The following is a 21094-nucleotide window of genomic DNA, read 5'->3' as shown; positions in this document are numbered from 1 at the left end:
GTCCGCCGTCGCCGCCCCCTGGCGTCGTGTCAGTCCCCGGCGCCCGGGAACAGGCTCAGGAACGGGTCGGTGGACGCCGAGACGCCCCTGCTGAAGGGCGCGTCGAAGTCCCAGATCAGGAAGAGCAGGAAGGCGATCAGCGCGGAGAACAGCCCCGCGAGGATCAGTTCCCGGGGCGTGCGCCGGATCTGCAGGGCGAAGACCATCCCGATGGTGATGACGGCCCCGGCGATCAGCCCGAACCACACCACCCCCGGCATGGTCGCCCCGGTCGACTGCGCCCGGGAGTTGCGGGCCTGGTCCGCCAGGGCCACCTGGTCGACCAGGGGCTGGTACGCCTGGGCCTCGAAGTCCGACCTCGGCTCGTAGTCGGTGACGTCCGCGCGGACGCGGTCGAGCAGCTCGGTGCCGCGGTCGGTCAGCTCGTTGTGGTCGGCCATCGCCTTCCACTCGGTGGTGACGACGTGTCCGACATAGGCGTTGACATCCGCCCGGATGCGGTCACGGACCTCGGGCGGGTAGACCCGGGACCGTTCCGAGATCTCGTGCAGCGCCACGGCCTCCGTCTGCACGTCGGCCTCGGCGGCGCTGCGTGCCTCCCAGACACCGGCGATCGCCAGGCCCAGGACGATGGCGTACACCACGCCGATCCACATCGTCATGTACTCGATGACGTCCGGGGTCTCCGTGATGTCCTCGTCGTCGGACGCCGTGCGGTGCCGTAGCAGGGTGACGACGACGACCACGGCACACGCGGCCAGCATCGCGAGGGTGAGAACAAGCCATTCCGGCAAGAGAGGCCTCCAGGGATCAGCGCGCACGGAGCGCGGCGACGGCGACCACCGCGGGCACCGTGATGAGCAGGACGAAGACGAGCGGCGACGTGGCCCCGCGCGAGGACCGCTGCGGCGGCCGGGCGGCGCGGTGGCGCGGGTAGTGCACGGGGCTGAGTGACGGCCGGGGGGTGGGCGTGGGCGCCGGAGTGGCCGACGGAGCGGGCACGGGCACCTCGGGCCGCACCGGCGGCGGGCTCGGACGGGGCGTCGGCGTCGGGGTGGGCGTGGGCCGGGGCGGTGCCGGACGTGGCGCCGGCGGCGGCGGTTCGGGCCGCGGCGCCGGCGGCGTGGGCGCGGGAGGCTTCGGCTCGGGCGGCGGCGGGGGAGTCGGCTCGGGCGGGGGCGGAGTGGGCTTGGGGGGCGGCGGGGGCGTCGGTGTCGGAGTCGGCTCGGAGCACGGCGGGAAGGTGGGCCAGGAGAGGCTCCCGGCGACCGCCACCGCGTCGGTGCCGTCCGGTCCGGTCGAGGCGTACGCGCAGGCGTCGGCCTGCGCCGGGGCGACCGGTATGCCGACGAGGGTGAACGTCAGCGTCACCAGGGCCAACACCCGTCCGGCAGCGGCGGATCGGGTCGGTTCGGGTCCATGCACGACGAGATCATGAAGCCTGGCGCACCGTCCCACGCCCGAGTGACCGGCGATTGCCCCGAAGGAGGGACACCTCCCCACCAGGGGTTTGACGACGGCGGACCCGTCTTCGCCGGATGCCGGAAGCCTGTGCGAGGGGCCACCTGCCGGTGACGTCCGGAAGGCGAGCCGGAGAGCGAGCCGGTCAGAGGGCCGGAACGGGAGCCGGAATGGGAGCCGGACAGAGGGCCGGAATGGGAGCCGGAAAGAAAGCCCGTCTCCCGTTGAACACAACGGGCTTCCCTGTGCGTACCCAGTGTCGTGCGGCGGCCGGCAGGACGCCCCAACACCTTCGTGACGATCGGGGATTGACGATGAAGACCTCCTGGCGGAGCGCCTCACTCGTGGCGAGCGCCGCGGTGGTGCTGGCGCTGACGACGGCGTGCGGTCAGGACGGCGGCGGCGCCACCGGCAGCCAGAACGTGGGCGCGACGGCCGCGCCCGGCGACGTCGGCGACCTCGGCGCGGGTGCCGGCGACGGCGTCGGCACCGGCGCCGGAGCCGGACAGGCTTCGGCGAGCGCGCCGGAACCGGCCGGCAAGCTGTCCGTCTCCACCGACGCCGACTTCGGCGAACTGGTGACCGACGGAGCGGGCCGCACCCTCTACCGCTTCGACGCCGACACCGCCGAGCCGCCCAAGACGACCTGCGAGAACGACTGCGCCACCAAGTGGCCGCCCGTGGGGGCGGACGACGCCCTCGCGGGTGAGGGCATCGACGAGGATCTGCTCGGCGAGGTCACCCGCCCCGACGGCACCAAGCAGCTGACGATCGGCGGCTGGCCCGCGTACCGCTACGCCAAGGACACGGCCGCCGGGGACGTCAAGGGCCAGGGCGTCGGCAAGAAGTGGTACGCCCTGGCCGCCGACGGCAAGAAGGCCCGGGCCGAGCCGGCCGCCGGGCTGTCCACCCGCAAAGACCCGAAACTCGGCGAGATCGTCGTCGACAAGAACGGCATGACCGTCTACCGCTTCATGAAGGACGAGGCCTGGCCGAAGCCGGTGTCGGCCTGCACCGGAGCCTGCCTGGAGAAATGGCCGGTCGTGGCGCCCGTCGAGGCGAACGACACCAAGGGCGTCGAGAAGAAGGGCCTGATGAGCTTCACCCGGCCCGACGGCGCCGCCCAGCAGACGATCGACTGCTGGCCCATCTACACCTTCGCCGGCGACAAGAAGGCCGGCGACACCAACGGCCAGGGCGTCGGCGGCACCTGGTACGCCGTCAAACCCGACGGAAAGCCGGTCGGCGCACCGAAGAAGTAGCGACCTCCCGCCCGCCCACCTTCGGCGCACGACCACCGGGCCGTCCCCTCCGCACCCAGACGGAGGGGACGGTCCCGTTCGTGCGCTTTGGCATGCCTTCGCCCACGGCACGTGCCCGGGGCAGTGACCGGGAACGGACGGTCAATTTCCGTTTGGACTCGCCCGTTTGGCGGGCGATCAGTAGCCTCAGCTCGAACACCGGATCGCCTATGCCTTGGAGAGCTAGATGGAGCGTCCCGCCTGGGCCCCTCGCAGCATCGACATCTCGGTGCCCAGCGTGTCCCGGATCTACGACTTCTACCTGGGCGGTTCGCACAACTTCGAGGTGGACCGCGAAGCGGCCCGCAGGGCCATGGAGTTCATGCCGGGACTCCCCAAGATCATGCAGGCCAACCGGGCGTTCATGCGCCGGGCCGTGCGCTTCGCGGCCGGCGAGGGCATCGACCAGTTCCTCGACATCGGCTCCGGCATCCCCACCTTCGGCAACGTCCACGAGGTGGCCGCGCGCAGCCGTCCCGGCGCCCGCGTGGTGTACGTGGACCACGACCCGGTCGCGGTCGCGCACAGCGAGGCCGTCCTGGCGGGCAACGACGACGCGGACGTCGTGGCCGGCGACCTCCTCAAGCCGGCCGAGATCCTGGCCAGCGCCCAGGTGGAGCGGCTGATCGACCTGAATCGGCCGGTCGCCCTGCTGCTGGTTGCCATACTGCACTTCGTGGAAGACGAGGACGACCCGTACGCGGCGGTGGCCGAGCTGAGCGACGCGCTCGCCCCCGGCAGCCTGCTCGTCCTCACGCACGCCTCGTACGAGAACATCCCGCTGCCCGCCGAGCGGGCCGGAGGCGCGGTGGACGTGTACAAGGACATCCGCAATCCGCTGATCATGCGTTCGCGCGAGCACATCGCGCGGTTCTTCGAGGGGTACGACATGGTGGAACCCGGACTGGTTCCGATGCCGCGCTGGAGGCCGGAGGGGGAGCCCGAGGAAGAGGACCCGTACGCGTTCTCCGGGTTCGCCGGCGTGGGGCGTACGGCGTGAGCGCGGAGCCGGACGGGCCGGAGGACCGACTGCGCCGGTTCGCGACGATCTGGAGCCGGGCGGTGTTCCCGGTGACCTCCACCTCGTCCACCCGGCCCGAGTTCGAGGCGGAACTGCTGCCGCTGGCCCGCCGGCTGAGCGAGGTGCTGCGCGCGCGGAGTTTCGACGCGGCCGAGGCCAGGGCGGTCGGCGCCGCCCTCGTCGACGCGCACTGCACCGACCCGGACGCGCTCTCCCGGACGCTGGACTGCGTCGACGCCTACCTGGTGCTCTACTGCGGCGAGGACGGCGACCCGGAGGACCTGCGGGCCCGCTCCGCACGGCTCCAGCACGCCATGGCGGCCGGGTTCGCCGGGGCGCTGCGCGCCAGGACCCTGGCCGAGCAGGAGGCCATCGCGCAGGCCGCCCTGAAGGCGCAGGGTGTGGTGGCCGAGGCCCTGCACGCCAGCGAGGCCCGCTTCCGCGCGGTCTTCGAGGGCGCCGCCATAGGCATCGGCATCGCCGACCTGGACGGCAACGTCCTCCAGGTCAACGAGGCGTTGATGCGCATGTTCGGCATCGCCGACCCCATGCTGGGCGGCCGCCGGGCCACCGAGTGGACGCATCCGGACGACGCGCCGCAGACCTGGCGGCTCTACGAGGAGCTGGTGCGCGGCGAGCGCGAGCACTACCACGTGGAGAAGGCCTTCTACCGGCCCGACGGGACGGTCCTGTGGACCAACCTCACCGTCTCCCTGCTGCGCGACGCCGACGGCATCCCGCAGTACCAGCTCGCGCTGATGGAGGACACCACCGAGCGGCGGCTGCTCAACCTGCGGCTGCGCTACGAGGCCACCCACGACGCGCTCACCGGCCTGCCCAACCGCAGCTTCTTCTTCGAACGCCTGGAGAAGGCCCTGAACGCGGGCCCGGGCCAGCGCTTCGGCCTGTGCTACCTCGACCTCGACGGCTTCAAGACCGTCAACGACAGCCTCGGCCACGCGGCCGGCGACCGGCTGCTCGTGGAGGTCGCCGACCGGCTCCAGGGCTGCGCCACCGCGCCCGGGGAGATGGTGGCGCGGCTGGGCGGCGACGAGTTCGTGGCGCTGACCACCGGACCGGACACCCGGGACGGGGTCGACGAGCTGGCCGGCCGCATCATGAACGCGCTGCTCGCCCCGGTCAGCGTCGACGGCCGCGAACTGACCGTGCGCGGCAGCATCGGCATCGTGGAGGGCCCGGCGGGCGAGCGCAGCCCGGCCGAGGTGCTGCGCAGCGCCGACATCACCATGTACCGGGCCAAGTCGGCGGGCGGCAACCGCTTCGAGCTGGCCGACCCGGAGGCCGACGCCCGTGTCATCACCCGGCACGGGCTGACCACCGCCCTGCCGGCCGCCCTGGAGCGCGGCGAGTTCTTCATCGAGTACCAGCCGCTGGTCCACCTCGGCGACGGCAGCGTACGCGGCGCCGAGGCGCTGGTGCGCTGGCTGCACCCGCAGCACGGGGTGCTCGGCCCCGACCGGTTCATCCCGCTGGCCGAACACACCGGCCTGATCGTGCCGTTGGGCCGCTGGGTCCTGGAACAGTCCGTACGCCAGGCCCGCCTCTGGCGCGAGCGGTACGGCGAGGGCGGCGCCGCGGGCCCGCTGCGCATCAACGTCAACCTCTCGCCCTGCCAGCTCACCCACCCCGGCCTGGTCCAGGACACCGTCGAGATCCTGGAGCGCACCGGTGTGACGCCCGACGCGCTGTGTCTGGAGGTGACCGAGTCGGCGCTGATCGGCGCCGACGACGACCTGCTGAAACCACTGCGCCGGCTGGCCGAGATGGGCGTCGACATCGCCCTGGACGACTTCGGCACCGGCTACTCCAACCTCGCCAACCTGCGCAGGCTGCCGGTGAGCGTCCTCAAGCTGGACCGCTCCTTCACGCAGAGCATGCAGCAGTTCCCGGCCGACCCCGTCGACCTGAAGATCGTCGAGGGGATCGTCGCCCTGGCCCACAGCCTGGACCTCGCGGTCACCGTGGAAGGCGTGGAGACCGGCGCCCAGGCCGAGCAACTGCGCATACTGGGCTGCGACACGGCCCAGGGCTGGTACTACGCCCGCCCGGGCCCGCCGGAGCGGCTGCACGACCTGGCACTGGTGGACGCGACGGGCTGAGCGGGGCCGCCGGTCCGTCCGGGATCCGTCATGGCCGGCTCAGGCTCCGCCCCGGGCGGCTCCCGGCCCCGGCGCGGCCCAGCCTGCGCCTTGCCGCAGCAGGGCGGCCGGCGTGGACTGCTTGGCTCCTGCCCCGGTGCGGACGGCTCGGTTCACGCCCCGGCGCGGGCGCGTCGGCTCCCCTCCCGGCGCGGGCGTCTCCGTTCTCCTCCCGGCGCGGACGCCCCCGGCTTCTGCCCCGGCACCGACGACTCGGTTCACGCCCCGGCGCGGGCGGCTTCCGCGACCGCCGTCGCCGCGCGGACGAGGGCCGCGGTCGCCGTCGAGCGGGACTGCCGGGGCCAGGCGACGGCCAGGACGACCGGCGGCGCGTCCGGGACCGGGCGGTACGCGACGCCCGGCCTCGGGTAGCGGGCGGTCACCGACGCGGGCAGCAGGGTGACGACCTTCCCGAGGGAGACGGCCGTGAGTACCTGGGCCAGGTCGCCGTGGCCGCGCCGCGCCTCGTCGATGTGCCGCTCCACGCTGTCGGCGTCCAGGCCGAGGTCGGCCAGCTCGAGACGGTCCCGGGCGGCGAGCGGATGGTCCGCGGCGAGGGCGGCGACACGCGGCTCGGCGGCCAGGGTCTCCGCGTCCAGGCCGGCCCCGTCGAACGGTGCGTGGACCAGGGCGACGTCCGCCTCGCCGCCGCGCAGCAGCCGCGGCTGCTCCTGCCACCCGCACATCCGGACGGCGACCGGCACGGACCCGGGCTCGGACGCGTAGCGCGTCAGGATCGGCTCCAGCAGCCCCGCGTCCCCGTCCGCCTTCACGGCCAGGACCAGCTTCGGTCCCTCGGCCGCCCGTCTGGCCCGCCGCCCGGCGGCCTCCAGGGCGTCCAGTGCGACGCGCGCCTCGGCGAGCAGCACGTCCCCGGCCGGGGTCCGGCTGACACTGTGGGTGGTCCGCTCGAACAGGGTGACGCCCAGCTCCGTCTCCAGGCGGCGGATCGCCCTGGACAGCGGTGGCGGGGAGATGCCCAGCCGCTCGGCGGCGCGTGCGAAGTTCAGCTCCTCGGCGACCGCCACGAAGTACCGCAGGGAACGCGACTCCATGCTCCGCCTCCCTCGGGTGCCGCCCGGTATTGCCTTCAGGGTAACAAGCGGGACCCGATCGATCCTTCAGTTCCACCGGCCCGGCGAACAGGATGGAAGAGCGCCGGGAAGCGAACGGTACGGGCTACCCGCCCCGGTGCATTTCCTTCCATCTCGCCTTCCCTGAACCGGAGTTGTGCTCGTGATCGTCATCACCACCCCGACCGGCGGAATCGGCCGGCAGGTCCTCGACCGAGTCCTGGACGCCCTCGACGCCCGGGACGACGGGGCCGCCCTGCGGGTGATCGCCCGCGACCCCGGCCGTCTCACCGCCCGCGCCCGCGAACGGGCCGAGGTGTTCCAGGGCTCGCACGCCGACCCCGAGGTCCTGGCCGCGGCCTGCGAGGGTGCCGGCCAGGTGTTCTGGCTCGTGCCGCCCGCGCCCGGCGCCGACAGTGTCGAGGGCCACTTCCGCGACTTCACGCTGCCGCTGTGCGACGTGATCGCCCGGCAGGGCGTTCCACGGGTCGTCGCCGTCTCCAGCCTGGGACGCGGCGTGGCCAAGGACGCCGGACCGATCTCCGCCTCGCTCGCCATGGACGACCGGATCGCGGCCACCGGCGTGCACTACCGGGCGCTGTGCCCGCCCTTCCTGATGGAGAACCTGCTCGGGCAGGCGACCGCCCTGCGCGACACCGGCGAGTTCCGCATGGCGTACGCCGCCGACCGCGTCCTGCGGACCTGCGCGACCGCCGACATCGCCGCCGCCGCCGCCCGTCTGCTCCTCGACGACTCCTGGACCGGTCGCGCGGACGTCCCGCTCGTCGGCCCCGACGACCTCACCCCGGCGGGCATGGCGGGGGTGCTGTCCGACGTACTGGGCCGTCCGGTACGGGTACGGGAGACCACCCCGGAGGCCTACAAGGCGTCCGCCCTGCGGTTCGGGGCGAGCGAGAGCGGGGCCCAGGGGCTGGCCGACATGGCCTCGGCGATGGACGCCCAGGGCTTCTACGGCGCGGCCGAGCCCAGCACCCCGGACACCGCGCCCACGAGCTTCCGCCGCTGGTGCGAGGAGGTCCTCAGGCCGGCCACGCCCGCCTGACGGCCCGGGGCCGTCACCGCTCCAGGAGCATCCGCGTCAGCTCCCGCGCCGCCCGCGGCGGAGCCACGTCGCTGCGGTGGGCCAGGGCGATGGTCCGGTACAGGCCCGGCCGGGCCAGCGGGGTCACCCGCAGTCCGCGCCCGGAGCGCGCGGCCACCATGCGCGGGACGACCGCCATGCCGAGCCCGGCCCGCACGAAACCCAGCACCGCGTCCATCTCCCCGCCCTCCACGGCGAAGTCCGGTTCGAACCCGGCCGAGCGGCACGCGGCCACGGTCAGCTCCCGCAGGTCGTAGCCGTGCCGGAACATCACCAGACGCTCGCCCTCCAGGTCGGTGATGCGCACGGCACGGCGCCCGCCGCCCGGCCGGGGCGACTCCGGGGACGACACCACCACCAGGTCCTCCCGCAGCAGCTCCACCGTGGTCAGCGCCGGTGACGCGGTGGGCAGCGGCAGCACGACCAGGGCGAGGTCCAGCGCACCGCGCGCCAGCTCGCGCACCAGGTCGTGCGAGCCGCCCTCCTCGATCAGCAGCTGGATGCCGGGATAGCGGTCGTGGAAGGCGCGCAGCACGTCCGGGAGCAGACCGGTGCACAGACTCGGGGTGGCGCCCAGCCGGACCCGGCCGCGGCGCAGCTGGGCCAGCTCCAGCACCTCGTGCCGGGCGGTGTCCGCGTCCGCGAGGATGCGCCGGGCCAGCGGCAGCAGCGCCTCCCCGGCGTCGGTGAGGGTGATGTTCCCGCGCGCCCGCAGGAACAGGTCGGCGCCCAGCTCCCGCTCCAGCGCCTTGATCTGCTGCGACAGCGAGGGCTGCGCCACGTGGACCACCTCGGCGGCCCGGGTGAAGTGCCGGGTCTCGGCGACCGCCACGAAGTACTGGAGCTGTTGCAACTGCATACCACGAGCATACGGCCTTGATAGGCACACCCTATGGAAACCAGGCGTTCCATGTCTTGGACCGATGGGGCCCGGTCCCCGTAACGTCCTGTGACATGGCTCTGGCAACGCGGACGGACCGACGGCCGTCCATGGCGCGCACCGTGTGGGACTCGACCGTCGGCAAGAAGACAGTGATGGCGGTCAGCGGTCTCGTCATGCTGCTCTACCTGGTCGCCCACATGATCGGGAACCTGAAGATCTTCTTCGGGACCGAGGAGTTCAACCACTACGCCCACTGGCTGCGCACGGTCGGCGAGCCGTTCATGCACTACGAGTGGACGCTCTGGCTGATCCGCGTCGTGCTCGTCGTCGCCGTCGTCGCCCACGCCGTCTCCGCGTACCAGCTCAGCCGCCGCGACATCAAGGCGCGACCCAGCAAGTACGTGCACAAGAAGGCCCGTTCCAGCTACGCCACGCGCACCATGCGCTGGGGCGGGATCATCCTCGGCCTGTTCATCGTCTGGCACATCCTGGACCTGACCACCGGCACCGTGCACTCCGGCGGCTTCGAGACCGGCAAGCCCTACCAGAACGTCGTGGACACCTTCTCCACCTGGTACGGCAACGTCATCTACATCGTCGCGGTGCTCGCCGTCGGCATGCACATCAGGCACGGCTTCTGGAGCGCCGCCCAGACCCTCGGCGCCGGCAGCCGCACCCGCGACCGCGCCCTGAAGACCGTCGCGAACGTCCTCGCGCTGCTGCTCACGCTCGGTTTCATCGCCGTACCCGTGGGCGTCATGACCGGAGTGGTGAGCTGACATGACAACCTACGCCGACTACACGACCGGCGAGCCGGTCGCCGACACCAAGGCCCCGGCCGGGCCCGTCAACGAACGCTGGGACACCCGCCGTTTCGAGGCGAAGCTGGTCAACCCCGCCAACCGGCGCGGGAAGACCGTCATCGTCGTCGGCACCGGCCTCGCGGGCGGCTCCGCGGGCGCGACGCTGGCCGAACAGGGCTACCACGTCGTCCAGTTCTGCTACCAGGACTCCCCACGCCGCGCCCACTCCATCGCCGCCCAGGGCGGCATCAACGCCGCGAAGAACTACCGCAACGACGGCGACTCGATCCACCGCCTGTTCTACGACACCGTCAAGGGCGGCGACTTCCGCTCCCGCGAGTCCAACGTGCACCGGCTGGCGCAGATCTCGATCGAGATCATCGACCAGTGCGTGGCGCAGGGCGTGCCCTTCGCCCGCGAGTACGGCGGACTGCTCGACACCCGCTCCTTCGGCGGCGTGCAGGTCTCCCGCACCTTCTACGCCCGCGGCCAGACGGGCCAGCAGCTGCTGCTCGGCGCCTACCAGGCGCTCAGCCGGCAGATCGCGGCCGGCACCGTCGAGATGCACGCCCGCACGGAGATGCTCGACCTGATCGTCGTGGACGGCCGGGCCCGCGGCATCGTCGCCCGGGACCTGATCACCGGGAAGATCGACACCTACTACGCGGACGCCGTCGTCCTGGCCAGCGGGGGCTACGGCAACGTCTTCTACCTCTCCACCAACGCCATGAACTCCAACGCGACCGCCGTCTGGCGGGCGCACCGGCGCGGTGCCTACTTCGCCAACCCCTGCTTCACACAGATCCACCCCACCTGCATCCCGCGCACCGGCGACCACCAGTCCAAGCTGACGCTGATGAGCGAGTCGCTGCGCAACGACGGCCGGATCTGGGTGCCGAAGGCCAAGGGCGACGACCGTCCCGCCAACAAGATCCCCGAGGACGAGCGCGACTACTACCTGGAGCGCATCTACCCCTCCTTCGGCAACCTCGTCCCCCGCGACATCGCCTCCCGCGCCGCGAAGAACGTCTGTGACGAGGGCAGGGGCGTGGGCCCCGGCGGCCAGGGCGTCTACCTGGACTTCGCCGACGCCATCGAGCGCATGGGACGCAAGGCGGTGGAAGCCAAGTACGGCAACCTCTTCGACATGTACCAGCGGATCACCGACGAGGACCCGTACCGGGTGCCCATGCGGATCTACCCGGCCGTGCACTACACGATGGGCGGACTGTGGGTCGACTACGACCTCCAGACCACGATCCCCGGTCTGTTCGCCGTCGGCGAGGCCAACTTCTCCGACCACGGCGCCAACCGGCTCGGCGCCTCCGCGCTGATGCAGGGACTGGCCGACGGCTACTTCGTGCTCCCGGCCACCATCAACGACTACCTCGCCCGCAACCCGCACGAGGACGACGTGGACGACGGCCACCCGGTGGTGCAGGAGGTGCTGGCCGAGACCGAGGACCGGCTGAACCTGCTGCTGTCCGTCGACGGCGACCGCACCCCGGACTCCTTCCACCGGGAACTGGGCGAGCTGATGTGGGAGTTCTGCGGCATGGCCCGCACCGACTCCGGCCTGCGCAAGGCCCTGGAGCGCATCCCGCAGATCCGCGAGGAGTTCTGGCGGCGCATCAAGGTCCCGGGCACCGGCGAGGAGTTCAACCAGTCGCTGGAGAAGGCCAACCGCATCGTCGACTACCTCGAACTCGCCGAGCTGATGTGCCTCGACGCGCTGCACCGCGCCGAGTCCTGCGGCGGCCACTTCCGCGAGGAGTCCCAGACCCCCGACGGCGAGGCGGCCCGCAGGGACGACGAGTTCGGCTACGCCGCCGCCTGGGAGTTCACCGGCACCGGCGACGCCCCCACCCTGCACAAGGAAGACCTGGTCTTCGAGTACGTCCACCCCACCCAGCGGAGCTACGCATGAAGCTCACCCTGCGCGTCTGGCGGCAGAAGAACGCCGACGCCGACGGCGCCATGTCCACGTACGAGGTGGACGGAATCTCCAGCGACATGTCCTTCCTGGAGATGCTCGACACCCTCAACGAGGAGCTCATCCTCAAGGGCGAGGACCCGGTCGCCTTCGACCACGACTGCCGCGAAGGCATCTGCGGCGCCTGCTCGCTGGTCATCAACGGCGACGCCCACGGCCCCGAGCGGACCACCACCTGCCAGCTGCACATGCGGTCCTTCCAGGACGGCGACACCATCGACATCGAGCCCTGGCGGGCCTCCGCCTTCCCGGTCGTCAAGGACCTCGTCGTCGACCGCTCGGCCTTCGACCGGATCATCCAGGCCGGCGGCTACATCACCGCGCCCACCGGTGCCGCGCCGGAGGCGCACGCCACGCCGGTGCCGAAGCCGGACGCCGACCTCGCCTTCGAACACGCGGAGTGCATCGGCTGCGGCGCGTGCGTGGCGGCCTGCCCCAACGGGGCGGCGATGCTGTTCACCTCCGCGAAGGTGAACCACCTGGGCGTCCTGCCGCAGGGCGCGCCCGAGCGCGAGACGCGGGTGCTCGACATGGTGGGGCAGATGGACGCCGAGGGGTTCGGTGGATGCACGCTCACCGGCGAGTGCGCGACCGCGTGCCCGAAGGGCATCCCGCTGATGTCCATCACCAGCATGAACAAGGAGTGGCTGCGGGCCGCACGGAAGGTGCAGCGCTAGGGGTTCAGTGAACGTTCGCCGACAAGGTGCGGACGGGCGGGGTCGAGGGAGGTGCTCCCCTCGGCCCCGTCTCGCTTCTGCTCCCGGCATTCAGGAAGCGCACATCCGGGCTCCCGGCACTCGTCATGTGCAGTACAGCCGGCGTCGGGAGAACTGTGGCGGAGCCCGTCCCCACCACCACCGTTCTCACGACCAGGAGAGCACCCATGACCGGCGTACTGACCGCGGACCGTCCCCCGAAGCCCGCCGCTCCCCGCCGCTACACCGTCGCCCTCGCCCGCGACGAGGACGACGTACGGGCCGCGCAGCGGCTGCGGCACGACGTGTTCGCCGGGGAGATGGGAGCACTGCTGGCGAGCGCCGAGCCCGGGTACGACGTCGACCCCTTCGACGCGTACTGCGACCACCTGCTCGTGCGCGAGGAGACGACCGGACAGGTCGTCGGAACCTACCGGCTGCTGCCGCCGGAGCGCGCGGCGGTGGCCGGACGGCTGTACGCCGAGACCGAGTTCGACCTCGCGGCGCTGGACGCGATCCGGCCCGGACTCGTCGAGGTCGGCCGCTCCTGCGTGCACCCCGACCACCGCGACGGCGCCGTCATCGGCCTCATCTGGGCGGGGATGGCCCGCTACATGACCGACCGGGGCCACGAGTGGCTGGCGGGCTGCTGCTCGCTCCCGCTCGCCGACGGCGGAACGCTCGCCGCCGGGACCTGGGACCGGGTGCGGGCCAAGCACCTGGCTCCCGAGGAGTACCGGGTACGGCCGCTGCTCCCGTGGGTCCCGCGCCCGGCGGCGCCCGCCGCGCGCACCGAGCTGCCGGCGCTGCTGCGCGGCTACCTCCGGCTGGGCGCCTGGGTCTGCGGCGCGCCCGCGCACGACGTCGACTTCGGCGTCGCGGACCTGTACGTGCTGCTGCCGATGAGCCGGGTCGACCCGCGCTACCTGCGCCACTTCCTCTCGCTCGCCCCGGCCCGATGAGCGGCTGGCTGCCCGTCGCGCCCTGCACCCCCGGGGCGTGTGTCGAGCGGCCCCGCGGCGTGGCGGCCGTGCCGCGTGCCGTGCTGCGGCTCACCGCCCTCGCGGCGCTGCTGCTGGCCGGGACCGCCGTCGTACTGGCGCCGTCCGGCCTGCGGCGCCGTCTGCCCGCGGCACCGGTGCGCAGCTGGTGCCGGTGGGTCGTGCGGGCCGCGGGGGTCCGGGTCCGCGTCACGGGTGCGGCCGCTCCCGCAGGCGGGCTGCTGCTCGTCGCCAACCACGTCTCCTGGCTCGACATCCCGCTGCTCGCCGCCGTGCGCCCGGCCAGGATGCTGGCCAAGAGCGAGATCCGGTGCTGGCCGGTGGCGGGCGGGCCGGCCGCGCGTGCGGGGGTGCTGTTCGTCGAGCGGGACCGGCTGCGGGCACTGCCGGACACGGTCGACGCGATCGCGCGGGTCCTGGCGGCCGGCGCAGCGGTGGCCGCCTTCCCGGAGGGCAGCACCTGGTGCGGACGCGCCCGGGGGCCCTTCAGCCGGGCGGTGTTCCAGGCGGCCCTGGACGCCGGGGTGCCGGTCCAGCCGGTCCGGATCCGCTACCGGTCCGGGGAGCGGGCGGTGAGCACCACGCCCGCGTTCGTCGGCGTGGACACACTGATCGCCTCCCTGTGGCGGGTGGCGTCGGCGCGGGGACTGACGGCTGAGGTGGAGGTGTGCCCGGCCGTGTCGCCCGGCCGGCACCGCGACCGCCGTTCCCTGGCGCGGGCCGCGGAGGAGGCGGTCCACGGCCACCAGGAGAAAGCACTTTCGAAAAGCGTGTGTGCTTTGTGAAGTTTGTGCCGTTTCCTCACCGCTGGATGCGGACAATCGGAAGGCAGGCACCCGAAAGGAGGGTGATGGCAGATGATCACCCGTGAAGAGATCGCCAACGTCCTGGACCAACCGGTCTACGACGGGGACGGCAACAAGATCGGCGACGCGAAGCATGTCTTCTTCGACGACATGACCGGGCGCCCCGAGTGGGTGAGCGTCAAGACGGGCATGTTCGGCGGAGCCGAGTCCTTCGTGCCCATCCGCGACGCCGCGATGGTGCAGGACCACCTCGAGGTTCCCTACGGCAAGGACCAGGTCAAGGGCGCGCCCTCTGTCGACGTCGACGCGGGCGGCCATCTGTCGGAGACCGAGGAGCACCGGCTGTACGACTACTACGGCATCAACTGGGACAGCGTGCTGTCCGAGGCCGAGCGCACCGACGACGGCCCCGCCGCCGCGGGAACGGGCACGGCGGGCACCGCCGGAGCCGCCGGAGCCGCCGGAGCGGCCGGAGCGGCGGGTGCCGCGGGGCTGGCCGGTACAACCGGTGCTGCCGGAACGGCGGGCGGCAGGACCGGCCGCGAGGACGCCGGGCGGCGCGAGGGCATGCGCGGCGACGAGGCCATGACCCGCTCCGAGGAGCAGATGCGCATCGGCGTCGAACGCCACGAGTCCGGCCGGGCCAGGCTGCGCAAGTACGTGGTCACCGAAGAGGTCCAGCAGACCGTGCCGATCACCCACGAGGAAGTGCGTGTGGTGCGCGAGCCCATCACGGACGCCAACCGTGACGAGGCGCTGGCCGGACCGGAGATCAGCGAGGCCGAGCACGAGGTCACGCTGCACGCGGAACGTGCCGTCGTGGAGACGGAGACGGTACCGGTGGAGCGCGTCCGGATGACCACGGAGGAGCTCACGGAGAACGAGACGGTGCGCGGCCAGGTCCGCAAGGAGCGCATCGAGGCCGAGACCGAGTCGTTCACCGAGGGTGAGACGAAGCATCCCCGGGACGACAAGCGGCGGGGCGGCAAGTGACCGCTCCCCGCGGTCGCGGGACCGGGCGCCGGTGAAGCCACTTCACCGGCGCTCCCCGCCGTCCAGGGCCCGGGCCAGATAGGGCGCCGTGGCGCTCCCGGCGGCCCGCGCCACCTCGGCCGGCCGCCCCGCGGCGACGATCCGGCCACCGGCGTCGCCGCCGCCCGGCCCCAGGTCGATCACGTGGTCGGCGCCCGCGACCACCCCCATGTCGTGCTCGACCACGACGACCGTGTGCCCGGCGTCGACGAGACCGTGCAACTGGCGCATCAGCACCTCGACATCGGCCGGGTGCAGACCGGTGGTCGGCTCGTCGAGGAGGTAGAGGGTGTGACCGCGGCGCCCTCGCTGAAGCTCGCTCGCGAGCTTGATGCGCTGCGCCTCCCCGCCGGACAGCTCCGTCGCCGGCTGGCCGAGCCGCAGATAGCCGAGACCGACGTCCAGCAGCGCGGCCAGACTGCGGGCCACCGCCGGCGTGTCCGCGAAGAAGTCCGCCGCGCCCTCCACCGTCAGGTCCAGCACCTCGGCGATGTTCCGCCCCCGGTACGTCACTTCGAGCGTCGCGGGGTTGTAGCGCGCCCCGCCGCAGTCCGGGCACGGCGCGTAGGTGCTCGGCAGGAAGAGCAGCTCGACGCTGACGAAGCCCTCGCCCTGGCAGGTCTCGCAGCGTCCTCCCGCCACGTTGAAGGAGAACCGGCCCACGCCGTAACCGCGCTCCCGCGCCTGGTCGGTGGCGGCGAAGACCTTGCGTACGACGTCGAACAGACCCGTGTAGGTGGCCAGGTTGGAACGCGGGGTGCGGCCGATGGGCCGCTGGTCGACGGAGACCAGCCGGTCCACCCCCGGCAGTTCCTCGGTGATCTCGCCGACCAGCGTCGACTTCCCGGAGCCGGAGACGCCCGTCACCGCGGTGAGCACCCCGAGCGGGATCCGCGCGCTCACCCCGCGCAGGTTGTGCCGGGTCACCGGACCGACCGTCAGCGTGCCCCGCGGCACGCGCGCCTCGCGGACGGGCGCGGGGGAGCGGCCGAAGAGGTGCCGGGCGGTGGCGGACTCCGGGACCACGGCCAGACCGTCGACCGGACCGCTGTACAGCACCCGCCCGCCGTGCTCGCCGGCCAGCGGACCGACGTCCACGATCCAGTCGGCGCCGCGCATCACACCCAGGTGGTGCTCCACCACGAACACCGAGTTCCCGCCCGCCTTCAGCCGCTCGAGCACCGTCAGGAGCGCCTCGGTGTCCGCCGGGTGCAGACCGGCCGAGGGCTCGTCGAGGACGTACACCACCCCGAACAGCCCGGACCGCAGCTGGGTCGCCAGCCGCAGCCGCTGCAACTCGCCCGCCGACAGGGTGGGCGTGGGCCGGTCCAGGCTCAGATAGCCGAGCCCCAGCTCGACGACGGGCGCGATCCTGGACACGAGGTCCTCGGTCAGCACCTTGGCCGTCTCGCCCTCGGTCGGCAGGAGGGCGGCCAGCTCGGTGAGCGGCAGCGCGGCCAGCTCGGCGACGCTGCGGCCGCCGACGGTCACCGCGAGGGACTCGGCCCGCAGCCGGCCGCCGCCGCACACCGGGCAGGGCGCGCCGGTCAGGAAGCGCTCCGCCTTCGCCCGCAGCGTGCTGCTCTTCGAGTCCGCGAACGTCTTCATCACATATCGCCGGGCGCTCATGTACGTGCCCTGGTACGGCCGCTGGATGCGGCCCGCGTCCCGCACCGGGTGCACCGTGACCACCGGCTGCTCGTCGGTGAACAGGATCCACTCCCGCGCTTCGGCGGGCAGCTCGCGCCAGGGCCGGTCCACGTCGTACCCGAGCGCGTCCAGGACGTCGCGCAGGTTCTTGCCCTGCCAGGCACCCGGCCACGCGGCGATCGCACCGTCCCGGATCGACCGCGAGGGATCCGGGACCAGCAGTTCCTCGGTGGTGCGGTGCACCCGGCCGAGCCCGTGGCACTCCGGGCAGGCCCCGGCCGCGGTGTTCGGCGAGAAGGCGTCGGAGTCCAGCCGCTCGGCGCCCGGCGGGTAGTCGCCCGCGCGGGAGAAGAGCATCCGCAGGGAGTTGGAGAGGTTGGTGACCGTGCCCACCGAGGAGCGGGACGTCGGGGTCGCCCGCCGCTGCTGGAGCGACACGGCGGGCGGCAGCCCGGTGATCCCGCCCACCTTCGGGGCGCCGACCTGGTGGATCAGGCGGCGGGCGTACGGCGCGACCGACTCGAAGTACCGCCGCTGCGCCTCCGCGTAGACCGTCCCGAAGGCCAGCGAGGACTTCCCCGACCCCGAGACGCCGGTGAACACCGCCACCACGTCCCGGGGGACGTCCACGTCGACGCCCTTGAGATTGTGTTCGCGCGCGTCGCGCACCCGGACGTACGGGTCGTGGGGGCTGTGCATCGCGGGGGGCTCCGTACGGTGGGGGACAAACTCCGCGATTCTACGCCGGGGCGCCGAGCGGACCCGTGCCGGTGACACGGGCGAGCCGCCGGTAGGAGCCGAGCAGCGCCTCGCGGTCGTACGTGCTGGTGGTGACCAGGACCTCCTGCGCGCCCGTCTCCTTCACCAGCCGCTCCAGCTCGTCGGCGACCTGCTCCTCGGTGCCGGCGACGTGGCCCGCGAGACCGGCCTCGTACAGGTCGCGCTCCTTGCCGGTCATCGTCCGGGCCCCGACCTCCTCGGCCGGGGGCAGCGGCGGGAAGGAGCCCCGCGTGCGGGCCTGGGCCATGGACCACGCCTCCGGGACCAGCAGCCGCCGGGCCGCCTCGGCGGTGGCGGCCACCGCCACGGTGCCGGAGACGACGACGTACGGCTCCGCGCTCCACCCGGAGGGGCGGAACCCGGCGCGGTAGCGGTCGATACCGCGGCGCATCCGGTCCCGGTCGCGCAGGTCACCGATGACCATCGGCAGGCCGGCCCGGGCGGCGACGGCCGCGCCCTCGCCCATGGCCAGGACGAACGGCGGTACGGTCAGCCCCTCGGCGGGGCGCGCGTGCACGCCCGTCGGCGAGCTGCCCCGGAACCAGCCGAGCAGCTCGGCCAGTTGCGCGTCGAAGTCCTCGGCGTCGTCCTTCTCCCGGCCCAGCGCCCTGCGGACGCCGTCGGTGAAGCCCACCGAGCGGCCGAGCCCCATGTCGATCCGGCCGGGGAAGAGCGACTCCAGCACGCCGAACTGCTCGGCGACCACCAGCGGCCGGTGGTTGGGCAGCATCACGCCCCCGGTGCCGACCCGGATGCGGCTCGTGGCCCCGGCCACGGCGGCGGCGAGCACGGTCGGCGCCGAACCGGCCACCCCGGGCACGCCGTGGTGCTCCGCCACCCAGAACCGGTGGTAGCCGAGCCGCTCCGCCTCCCGGGCCAGCTCCACGGTGTCGCGCAGCGCCTCCCCGGCACTGCGGCCGGCGCGGATGCGGGAGCGGTCGAGGACGGAGAAGCGGGTGCTGGCGAGGCTTGAGGTCACATGCTGTTCAACGCCCGCGCGCCGCACAGATTCCCGGCGGCGCCCTCTAGGGTGAACGCGTGAGCGACAGCAGCAGACCGCCGGTGGCCGTGTTCGACCTGGACAACACCCTCGCCGACACCGCGCACCGGCAGCGGTTCCTGGAGCGCAGGCCCCGCGACTGGGACGCCTTCTTCGCCGCCGCGCCGCACGATCCACCGCTCGCGGAGGGGGTCGCGCTGGTGCGCGAGAGCGCCAAGGAGTGCGAGGTCGTCTACCTCACCGGCCGGCCCGAGCGCTGCCGGCGCGACACGCTCGACTGGCTGGCCGCGCACGGCCTGCCCGAGGGTGTCGTGCACATGCGGGGCAACGCCGACCGCAGGCCCGCCCGGCGCACCAAGCTGGAGATCCTGCGGCGCCTCGCCCGGACCCGCGACGTCCGGATCCTGGTGGACGACGACGAACTGGTCTGCGACGACGCCGAGCGGGCCGGTTTCCCCGTGCTCCGGGCACGCTGGGCGGCCCGGTCGGCCGAACTGCGCGTGGCGCAGGAGCGCGAGGGCCGTACCTGACGGACACGGCCGTCCGGATGGGCTCCCGGGGTGTCAGTCCGACTCCTCCAGGCGGAACCCGAGCTTCAGGCCGACCTGCCAGTGCGCGACCTGCCCCTCCTCGATCTGGCCGCGCACCTGTGTCACCTCGAACCAGTCCAGCTTGCGCAGGGTCTGCGAGGCACGGGTGATGGCGTTGCGGACCGCCTGGTCGACGCCGTCGGGCGAGGTGCCGACGACCTCGGTGACCCGGTAGGTGTGGTTCGACATGCCGGTGCTCCCTTCCGCGAGGACAGCGGTGTGCGCTGCGTCACTCCACCGTGCCCCAAGTCGGGACGGAGCGCGAGGCATCGGCGTTCGGGGCGGAAACGCTCCGATACCTCCCCTTGCCCCTTGACCTTTGTAATGGTCCATACCAAAATCCCAGACACCCGTTCGAGCCTCGGGCTCGTCCCCCACGTCGGGTCTCCCTTCGCGTGTGCAGGACGCACCTGCCGCCACCCTCTGTTCGTCAGTCAGAAGGACCCCTCGTGAGACGTCGCCTCCTCGCCCTTGTCTGTGTGTCCGCCTCCGTGCTCAGCGGCTGCGGCCTGATCTCGCAGGACGGCGGGAGCGGGCGGCACACCGTCAGCGTGTGGCTGATGAAGGGCAGCGCCTCGGAAGACTTCCTGAAGCGGTTCACCGAGGGCTTCGAGGCCGACCACCCCGACCTCGACCTGGACATCCGCATCCAGGAGTGGACCGGGATCGGCGACAAGGTGCAGGCCGCGCTGAAGGCCGACGGCACGGACGGCCCCGACGTCGTCGAGGTCGGCAACACCCAGGTCCCGCAGTACGCGGAGGGCGGCCGGCTCCAGGACCTGACCCTGGAGTCGATGCGCGACTGGGGCATCCGCGACTGGCTTCCGGGCCTCGCCGAACCGGGTCAGTGGATGTCCCAGCAGTTCGGCGTCCCCTGGTACGCCGCCAACCGCGTCGTCATCTACCGCAAGGACCTCTTCGAGCAGGCCGGCGTCAACGAGCCGCCCCGCACCCGCGAGGAGTGGCTCGAAGCCACCGAGAAGCTCGACAAGAACGGCGACCAGGGCATCTACCTGGCCGGCCAGGACTGGTACACGCTCGCCGGGTTCATCTGGGACGAGGGCGGCGAACTGGCGACCCAGGCCGGTGAGGGCGGGGTCTGGACGGGTGCCCTCGACTCCGGAGCGGCCCTGCGCGGCATGGACTTCTACCGCGAACTGCAGGCCCTGGGCGACGGTCCGGTCGACGCCGACGAGGAACACCCGCCGCAGTCCGGGGTCTTCGCCAAGGGGCAGGTCGCGCAGATCATCGCGGTGCCGGGCCAGGCCCAGTCCGTCCTGCGCGAGAACCCGGACCTCAAGGGCAAGATCGGCTTCTTCCCCGTGCCCGGCAAGAGCGCCGACAAGCCCGGCGCCGTCTTCACCGGCGGCTCCGACCTCGTCGTCCCGAAGAACACCGACCAGGAGGAGGGCGCCCTCGCCGTGATCGAGGCGCTCGCGGGCGAGAAGTGGAACACCGACCTGGCCCGGACCATGAACTACGTGCCGAACAAGAAGTCGCTCGCCGAGGCCGTCTCCGGCGAGGAGGGGGCCGAGGCCATGGCGGCCGGCGCCGCGCAGGGCCGGGCGACCCCCGGAACGCCCCAGTGGGGCGCGGTCGAGGCGGACAACCCGATCAAGGAGTACATGACGAAGGTGCTCAAGGGGGCGGAGGCGAAGCCGGAGGCCCGGAAGGCCTCCGACCGCATCACCGAACTGCTGGACCCCAACACGCGCTGACCGTCCCGCGGCGGGACCGGCGCACC

Annotated in this window: 19 protein-coding genes; 12 read left to right on the top strand and 7 right to left on the bottom strand. The window is 72.8% G+C overall.

Annotation, left to right across the window (positions count from 1 at the left end):
* Positions 1–29: 29 nt before the first annotated feature.
* Together OHA99_RS03115 and OHA99_RS03110 are read right to left on the bottom strand one after the other, a co-directional pair.
* Positions 30–794 (bottom strand): hypothetical protein, encoded by a 765-nt coding sequence (locus tag OHA99_RS03115; protein WP_405693860.1) that lies wholly within the window; start codon positions 792–794, stop codon positions 30–32.
* 16 nt (positions 795–810) lie between these two features.
* Positions 811–1371: a hypothetical protein gene (locus OHA99_RS03110; protein ID WP_282881862.1), complete on the bottom strand. Its 561-nt coding sequence runs from the start codon at positions 1369–1371 to the stop codon at positions 811–813.
* Between the two features lie 404 nt (positions 1372–1775).
* Here OHA99_RS03110 and OHA99_RS03105 point away from each other — a divergent pair, with 404 nt between their 5' ends.
* The 3 genes from OHA99_RS03105 (at position 1776) to rmdA (ending at position 5903) form a co-directional block, all read left to right on the top strand.
* A complete protein-coding gene (locus OHA99_RS03105) occupies positions 1776–2723 on the top strand; it encodes an SCO0930 family lipoprotein (RefSeq protein ID WP_153181649.1) in 948 nt (315 codons plus the stop codon).
* A gap of 226 nt (positions 2724–2949) precedes the next feature.
* On the top strand, positions 2950–3762 hold the full coding sequence (locus OHA99_RS03100; RefSeq protein ID WP_164381341.1) for an SAM-dependent methyltransferase: 813 nt from the start codon (positions 2950–2952) through the stop codon (positions 3760–3762).
* A complete protein-coding gene (gene rmdA / locus OHA99_RS03095; protein ID WP_405693856.1) occupies positions 3759–5903 on the top strand; it encodes a cyclic Di-GMP phosphodiesterase RmdA in 2145 nt (714 codons plus the stop codon). The genes OHA99_RS03100 and rmdA overlap by 4 nt, the downstream gene beginning before the upstream one ends.
* Positions 5904–6160: 257 nt before the next feature.
* Here rmdA and OHA99_RS03090 read toward each other — a convergent pair whose 3' ends face one another.
* Positions 6161–6997: a LysR family transcriptional regulator gene (locus tag OHA99_RS03090; protein ID WP_405693854.1), complete on the bottom strand. Its 837-nt coding sequence runs from the start codon at positions 6995–6997 to the stop codon at positions 6161–6163.
* Positions 6998–7178: 181 nt separating this feature from the next.
* On the opposite strand from OHA99_RS03090, the gene OHA99_RS03085 reads away from it, so the two are divergent.
* Positions 7179–8078 (top strand): NAD(P)H-binding protein, encoded by a 900-nt coding sequence (locus OHA99_RS03085; protein ID WP_153176708.1) that lies wholly within the window; start codon positions 7179–7181, stop codon positions 8076–8078.
* Positions 8079–8091: 13 nt separating this feature from the next.
* Here the strand turns inward: OHA99_RS03085 and OHA99_RS03080 are convergent, their stop codons facing one another.
* Positions 8092–8976, bottom strand: a complete 885-nt coding sequence (locus OHA99_RS03080) for a LysR family transcriptional regulator (protein WP_153176707.1) — start codon at positions 8974–8976, stop codon at positions 8092–8094.
* A gap of 131 nt (positions 8977–9107) precedes the next feature.
* On the opposite strand from OHA99_RS03080, the gene OHA99_RS03075 reads away from it, so the two are divergent.
* The 6 genes from OHA99_RS03075 (at position 9108) to OHA99_RS03050 (ending at position 15291) form a co-directional block, all read left to right on the top strand.
* A complete protein-coding gene (locus tag OHA99_RS03075; RefSeq protein WP_153181648.1) occupies positions 9108–9779 on the top strand; it encodes a succinate dehydrogenase in 672 nt (223 codons plus the stop codon).
* 1 nt (position 9780) lies between these two features.
* Complete coding sequence (locus tag OHA99_RS03070) at positions 9781–11730, top strand: fumarate reductase/succinate dehydrogenase flavoprotein subunit (protein ID WP_381609575.1); 1950 nt, start codon at positions 9781–9783, stop codon at positions 11728–11730.
* Positions 11727–12473 (top strand): succinate dehydrogenase/fumarate reductase iron-sulfur subunit, encoded by a 747-nt coding sequence (locus OHA99_RS03065; RefSeq protein WP_153176705.1) that lies wholly within the window; start codon positions 11727–11729, stop codon positions 12471–12473. The genes OHA99_RS03070 and OHA99_RS03065 overlap by 4 nt, the downstream gene beginning before the upstream one ends.
* Positions 12474–12679: 206 nt before the next feature.
* Positions 12680–13453, top strand: coding sequence for a GNAT family N-acetyltransferase (locus OHA99_RS03060; protein ID WP_007389259.1), 774 nt, complete (start codon positions 12680–12682; stop codon positions 13451–13453).
* A complete protein-coding gene (locus OHA99_RS03055; protein WP_165683819.1) occupies positions 13450–14277 on the top strand; it encodes a 1-acyl-sn-glycerol-3-phosphate acyltransferase in 828 nt (275 codons plus the stop codon). Before OHA99_RS03060 ends, OHA99_RS03055 begins: the two co-directional genes overlap by 4 nt.
* 72 nt (positions 14278–14349) lie before the next feature.
* Positions 14350–15291, top strand: a complete 942-nt coding sequence (locus tag OHA99_RS03050) for a PRC and DUF2382 domain-containing protein (protein WP_405693848.1) — start codon at positions 14350–14352, stop codon at positions 15289–15291.
* Positions 15292–15333: 42 nt separating this feature from the next.
* Here the strand turns inward: OHA99_RS03050 and OHA99_RS03045 are convergent, their stop codons facing one another.
* Positions 15334–17679, bottom strand: a complete 2346-nt coding sequence (locus OHA99_RS03045) for an ATP-binding cassette domain-containing protein (RefSeq protein WP_405693846.1) — start codon at positions 17677–17679, stop codon at positions 15334–15336.
* A 40-nt stretch (positions 17680–17719) separates the two neighbouring features.
* Positions 17720–18739: an LLM class flavin-dependent oxidoreductase gene (locus OHA99_RS03040; protein WP_165683818.1), complete on the bottom strand. Its 1020-nt coding sequence runs from the start codon at positions 18737–18739 to the stop codon at positions 17720–17722.
* A gap of 59 nt (positions 18740–18798) precedes the next feature.
* Here OHA99_RS03040 and OHA99_RS03035 point away from each other — a divergent pair, with 59 nt between their 5' ends.
* On the top strand, positions 18799–19290 hold the full coding sequence (locus OHA99_RS03035; protein WP_165683817.1) for a hypothetical protein: 492 nt from the start codon (positions 18799–18801) through the stop codon (positions 19288–19290).
* Between the two features lie 33 nt (positions 19291–19323).
* Here the strand turns inward: OHA99_RS03035 and OHA99_RS03030 are convergent, their stop codons facing one another.
* Entirely contained in the window at positions 19324–19539 is a 216-nt protein-coding gene (locus tag OHA99_RS03030; protein ID WP_007389281.1) for a dodecin, read from the bottom strand.
* Between the two features lie 260 nt (positions 19540–19799).
* Here OHA99_RS03030 and OHA99_RS03025 point away from each other — a divergent pair, with 260 nt between their 5' ends.
* The gene (locus OHA99_RS03025) at positions 19800–21068 is read left to right on the top strand and encodes an extracellular solute-binding protein (protein WP_153176698.1); all 1269 of its coding nucleotides are present in this window, start codon (positions 19800–19802) and stop codon (positions 21066–21068) included.
* The last annotated feature ends 26 nt before the right edge of the window (positions 21069–21094 follow it).

It is taken from the genome of Streptomyces coelicoflavus, assembly GCF_045041415.1.
GTDB lineage: Bacteria > Actinomycetota > Actinomycetes > Streptomycetales > Streptomycetaceae > Streptomyces > Streptomyces coelicoflavus.
Note: the sequence above shows the minus strand (reverse complement) of the source record. Positions and strands in the feature narration are given on the sequence as shown.

Bases quoted from the DNA above. Each gene is read 5' to 3' on its own strand.
- OHA99_RS03100 (WP_164381341.1), top strand. From the start codon at position 2,950: ATGGAGCGTCCCGCCTGGGCCCCTCGCAGCATCGACATCTCGGTGCCC.
- OHA99_RS03055 (WP_165683819.1), top strand. From the start codon at position 13,450: ATGAGCGGCTGGCTGCCCGTCGCGCCCTGCACCCCCGGGGCGTGTGTC.
- OHA99_RS03075 (WP_153181648.1), top strand. From the start codon at position 9,108: ATGGCGCGCACCGTGTGGGACTCGACCGTCGGCAAGAAGACAGTGATG.
- OHA99_RS03045 (WP_405693846.1), bottom strand. From the start codon at position 17,679: ATGCACAGCCCCCACGACCCGTACGTCCGGGTGCGCGACGCGCGCGAA.
- OHA99_RS03080 (WP_153176707.1), bottom strand. From the start codon at position 8,976: ATGCAGTTGCAACAGCTCCAGTACTTCGTGGCGGTCGCCGAGACCCGG.
- OHA99_RS03065 (WP_153176705.1), top strand. From the start codon at position 11,727: ATGAAGCTCACCCTGCGCGTCTGGCGGCAGAAGAACGCCGACGCCGAC.
- OHA99_RS03105 (WP_153181649.1), top strand. From the start codon at position 1,776: ATGAAGACCTCCTGGCGGAGCGCCTCACTCGTGGCGAGCGCCGCGGTG.
- OHA99_RS03060 (WP_007389259.1), top strand. From the start codon at position 12,680: ATGACCGGCGTACTGACCGCGGACCGTCCCCCGAAGCCCGCCGCTCCC.
- OHA99_RS03050 (WP_405693848.1), top strand. From the start codon at position 14,350: ATGATCACCCGTGAAGAGATCGCCAACGTCCTGGACCAACCGGTCTAC.
- OHA99_RS03030 (WP_007389281.1), bottom strand. From the start codon at position 19,539: ATGTCGAACCACACCTACCGGGTCACCGAGGTCGTCGGCACCTCGCCC.
- OHA99_RS03070 (WP_381609575.1), top strand. From the start codon at position 9,781: ATGACAACCTACGCCGACTACACGACCGGCGAGCCGGTCGCCGACACC.
- OHA99_RS03090 (WP_405693854.1), bottom strand. From the start codon at position 6,997: ATGGAGTCGCGTTCCCTGCGGTACTTCGTGGCGGTCGCCGAGGAGCTG.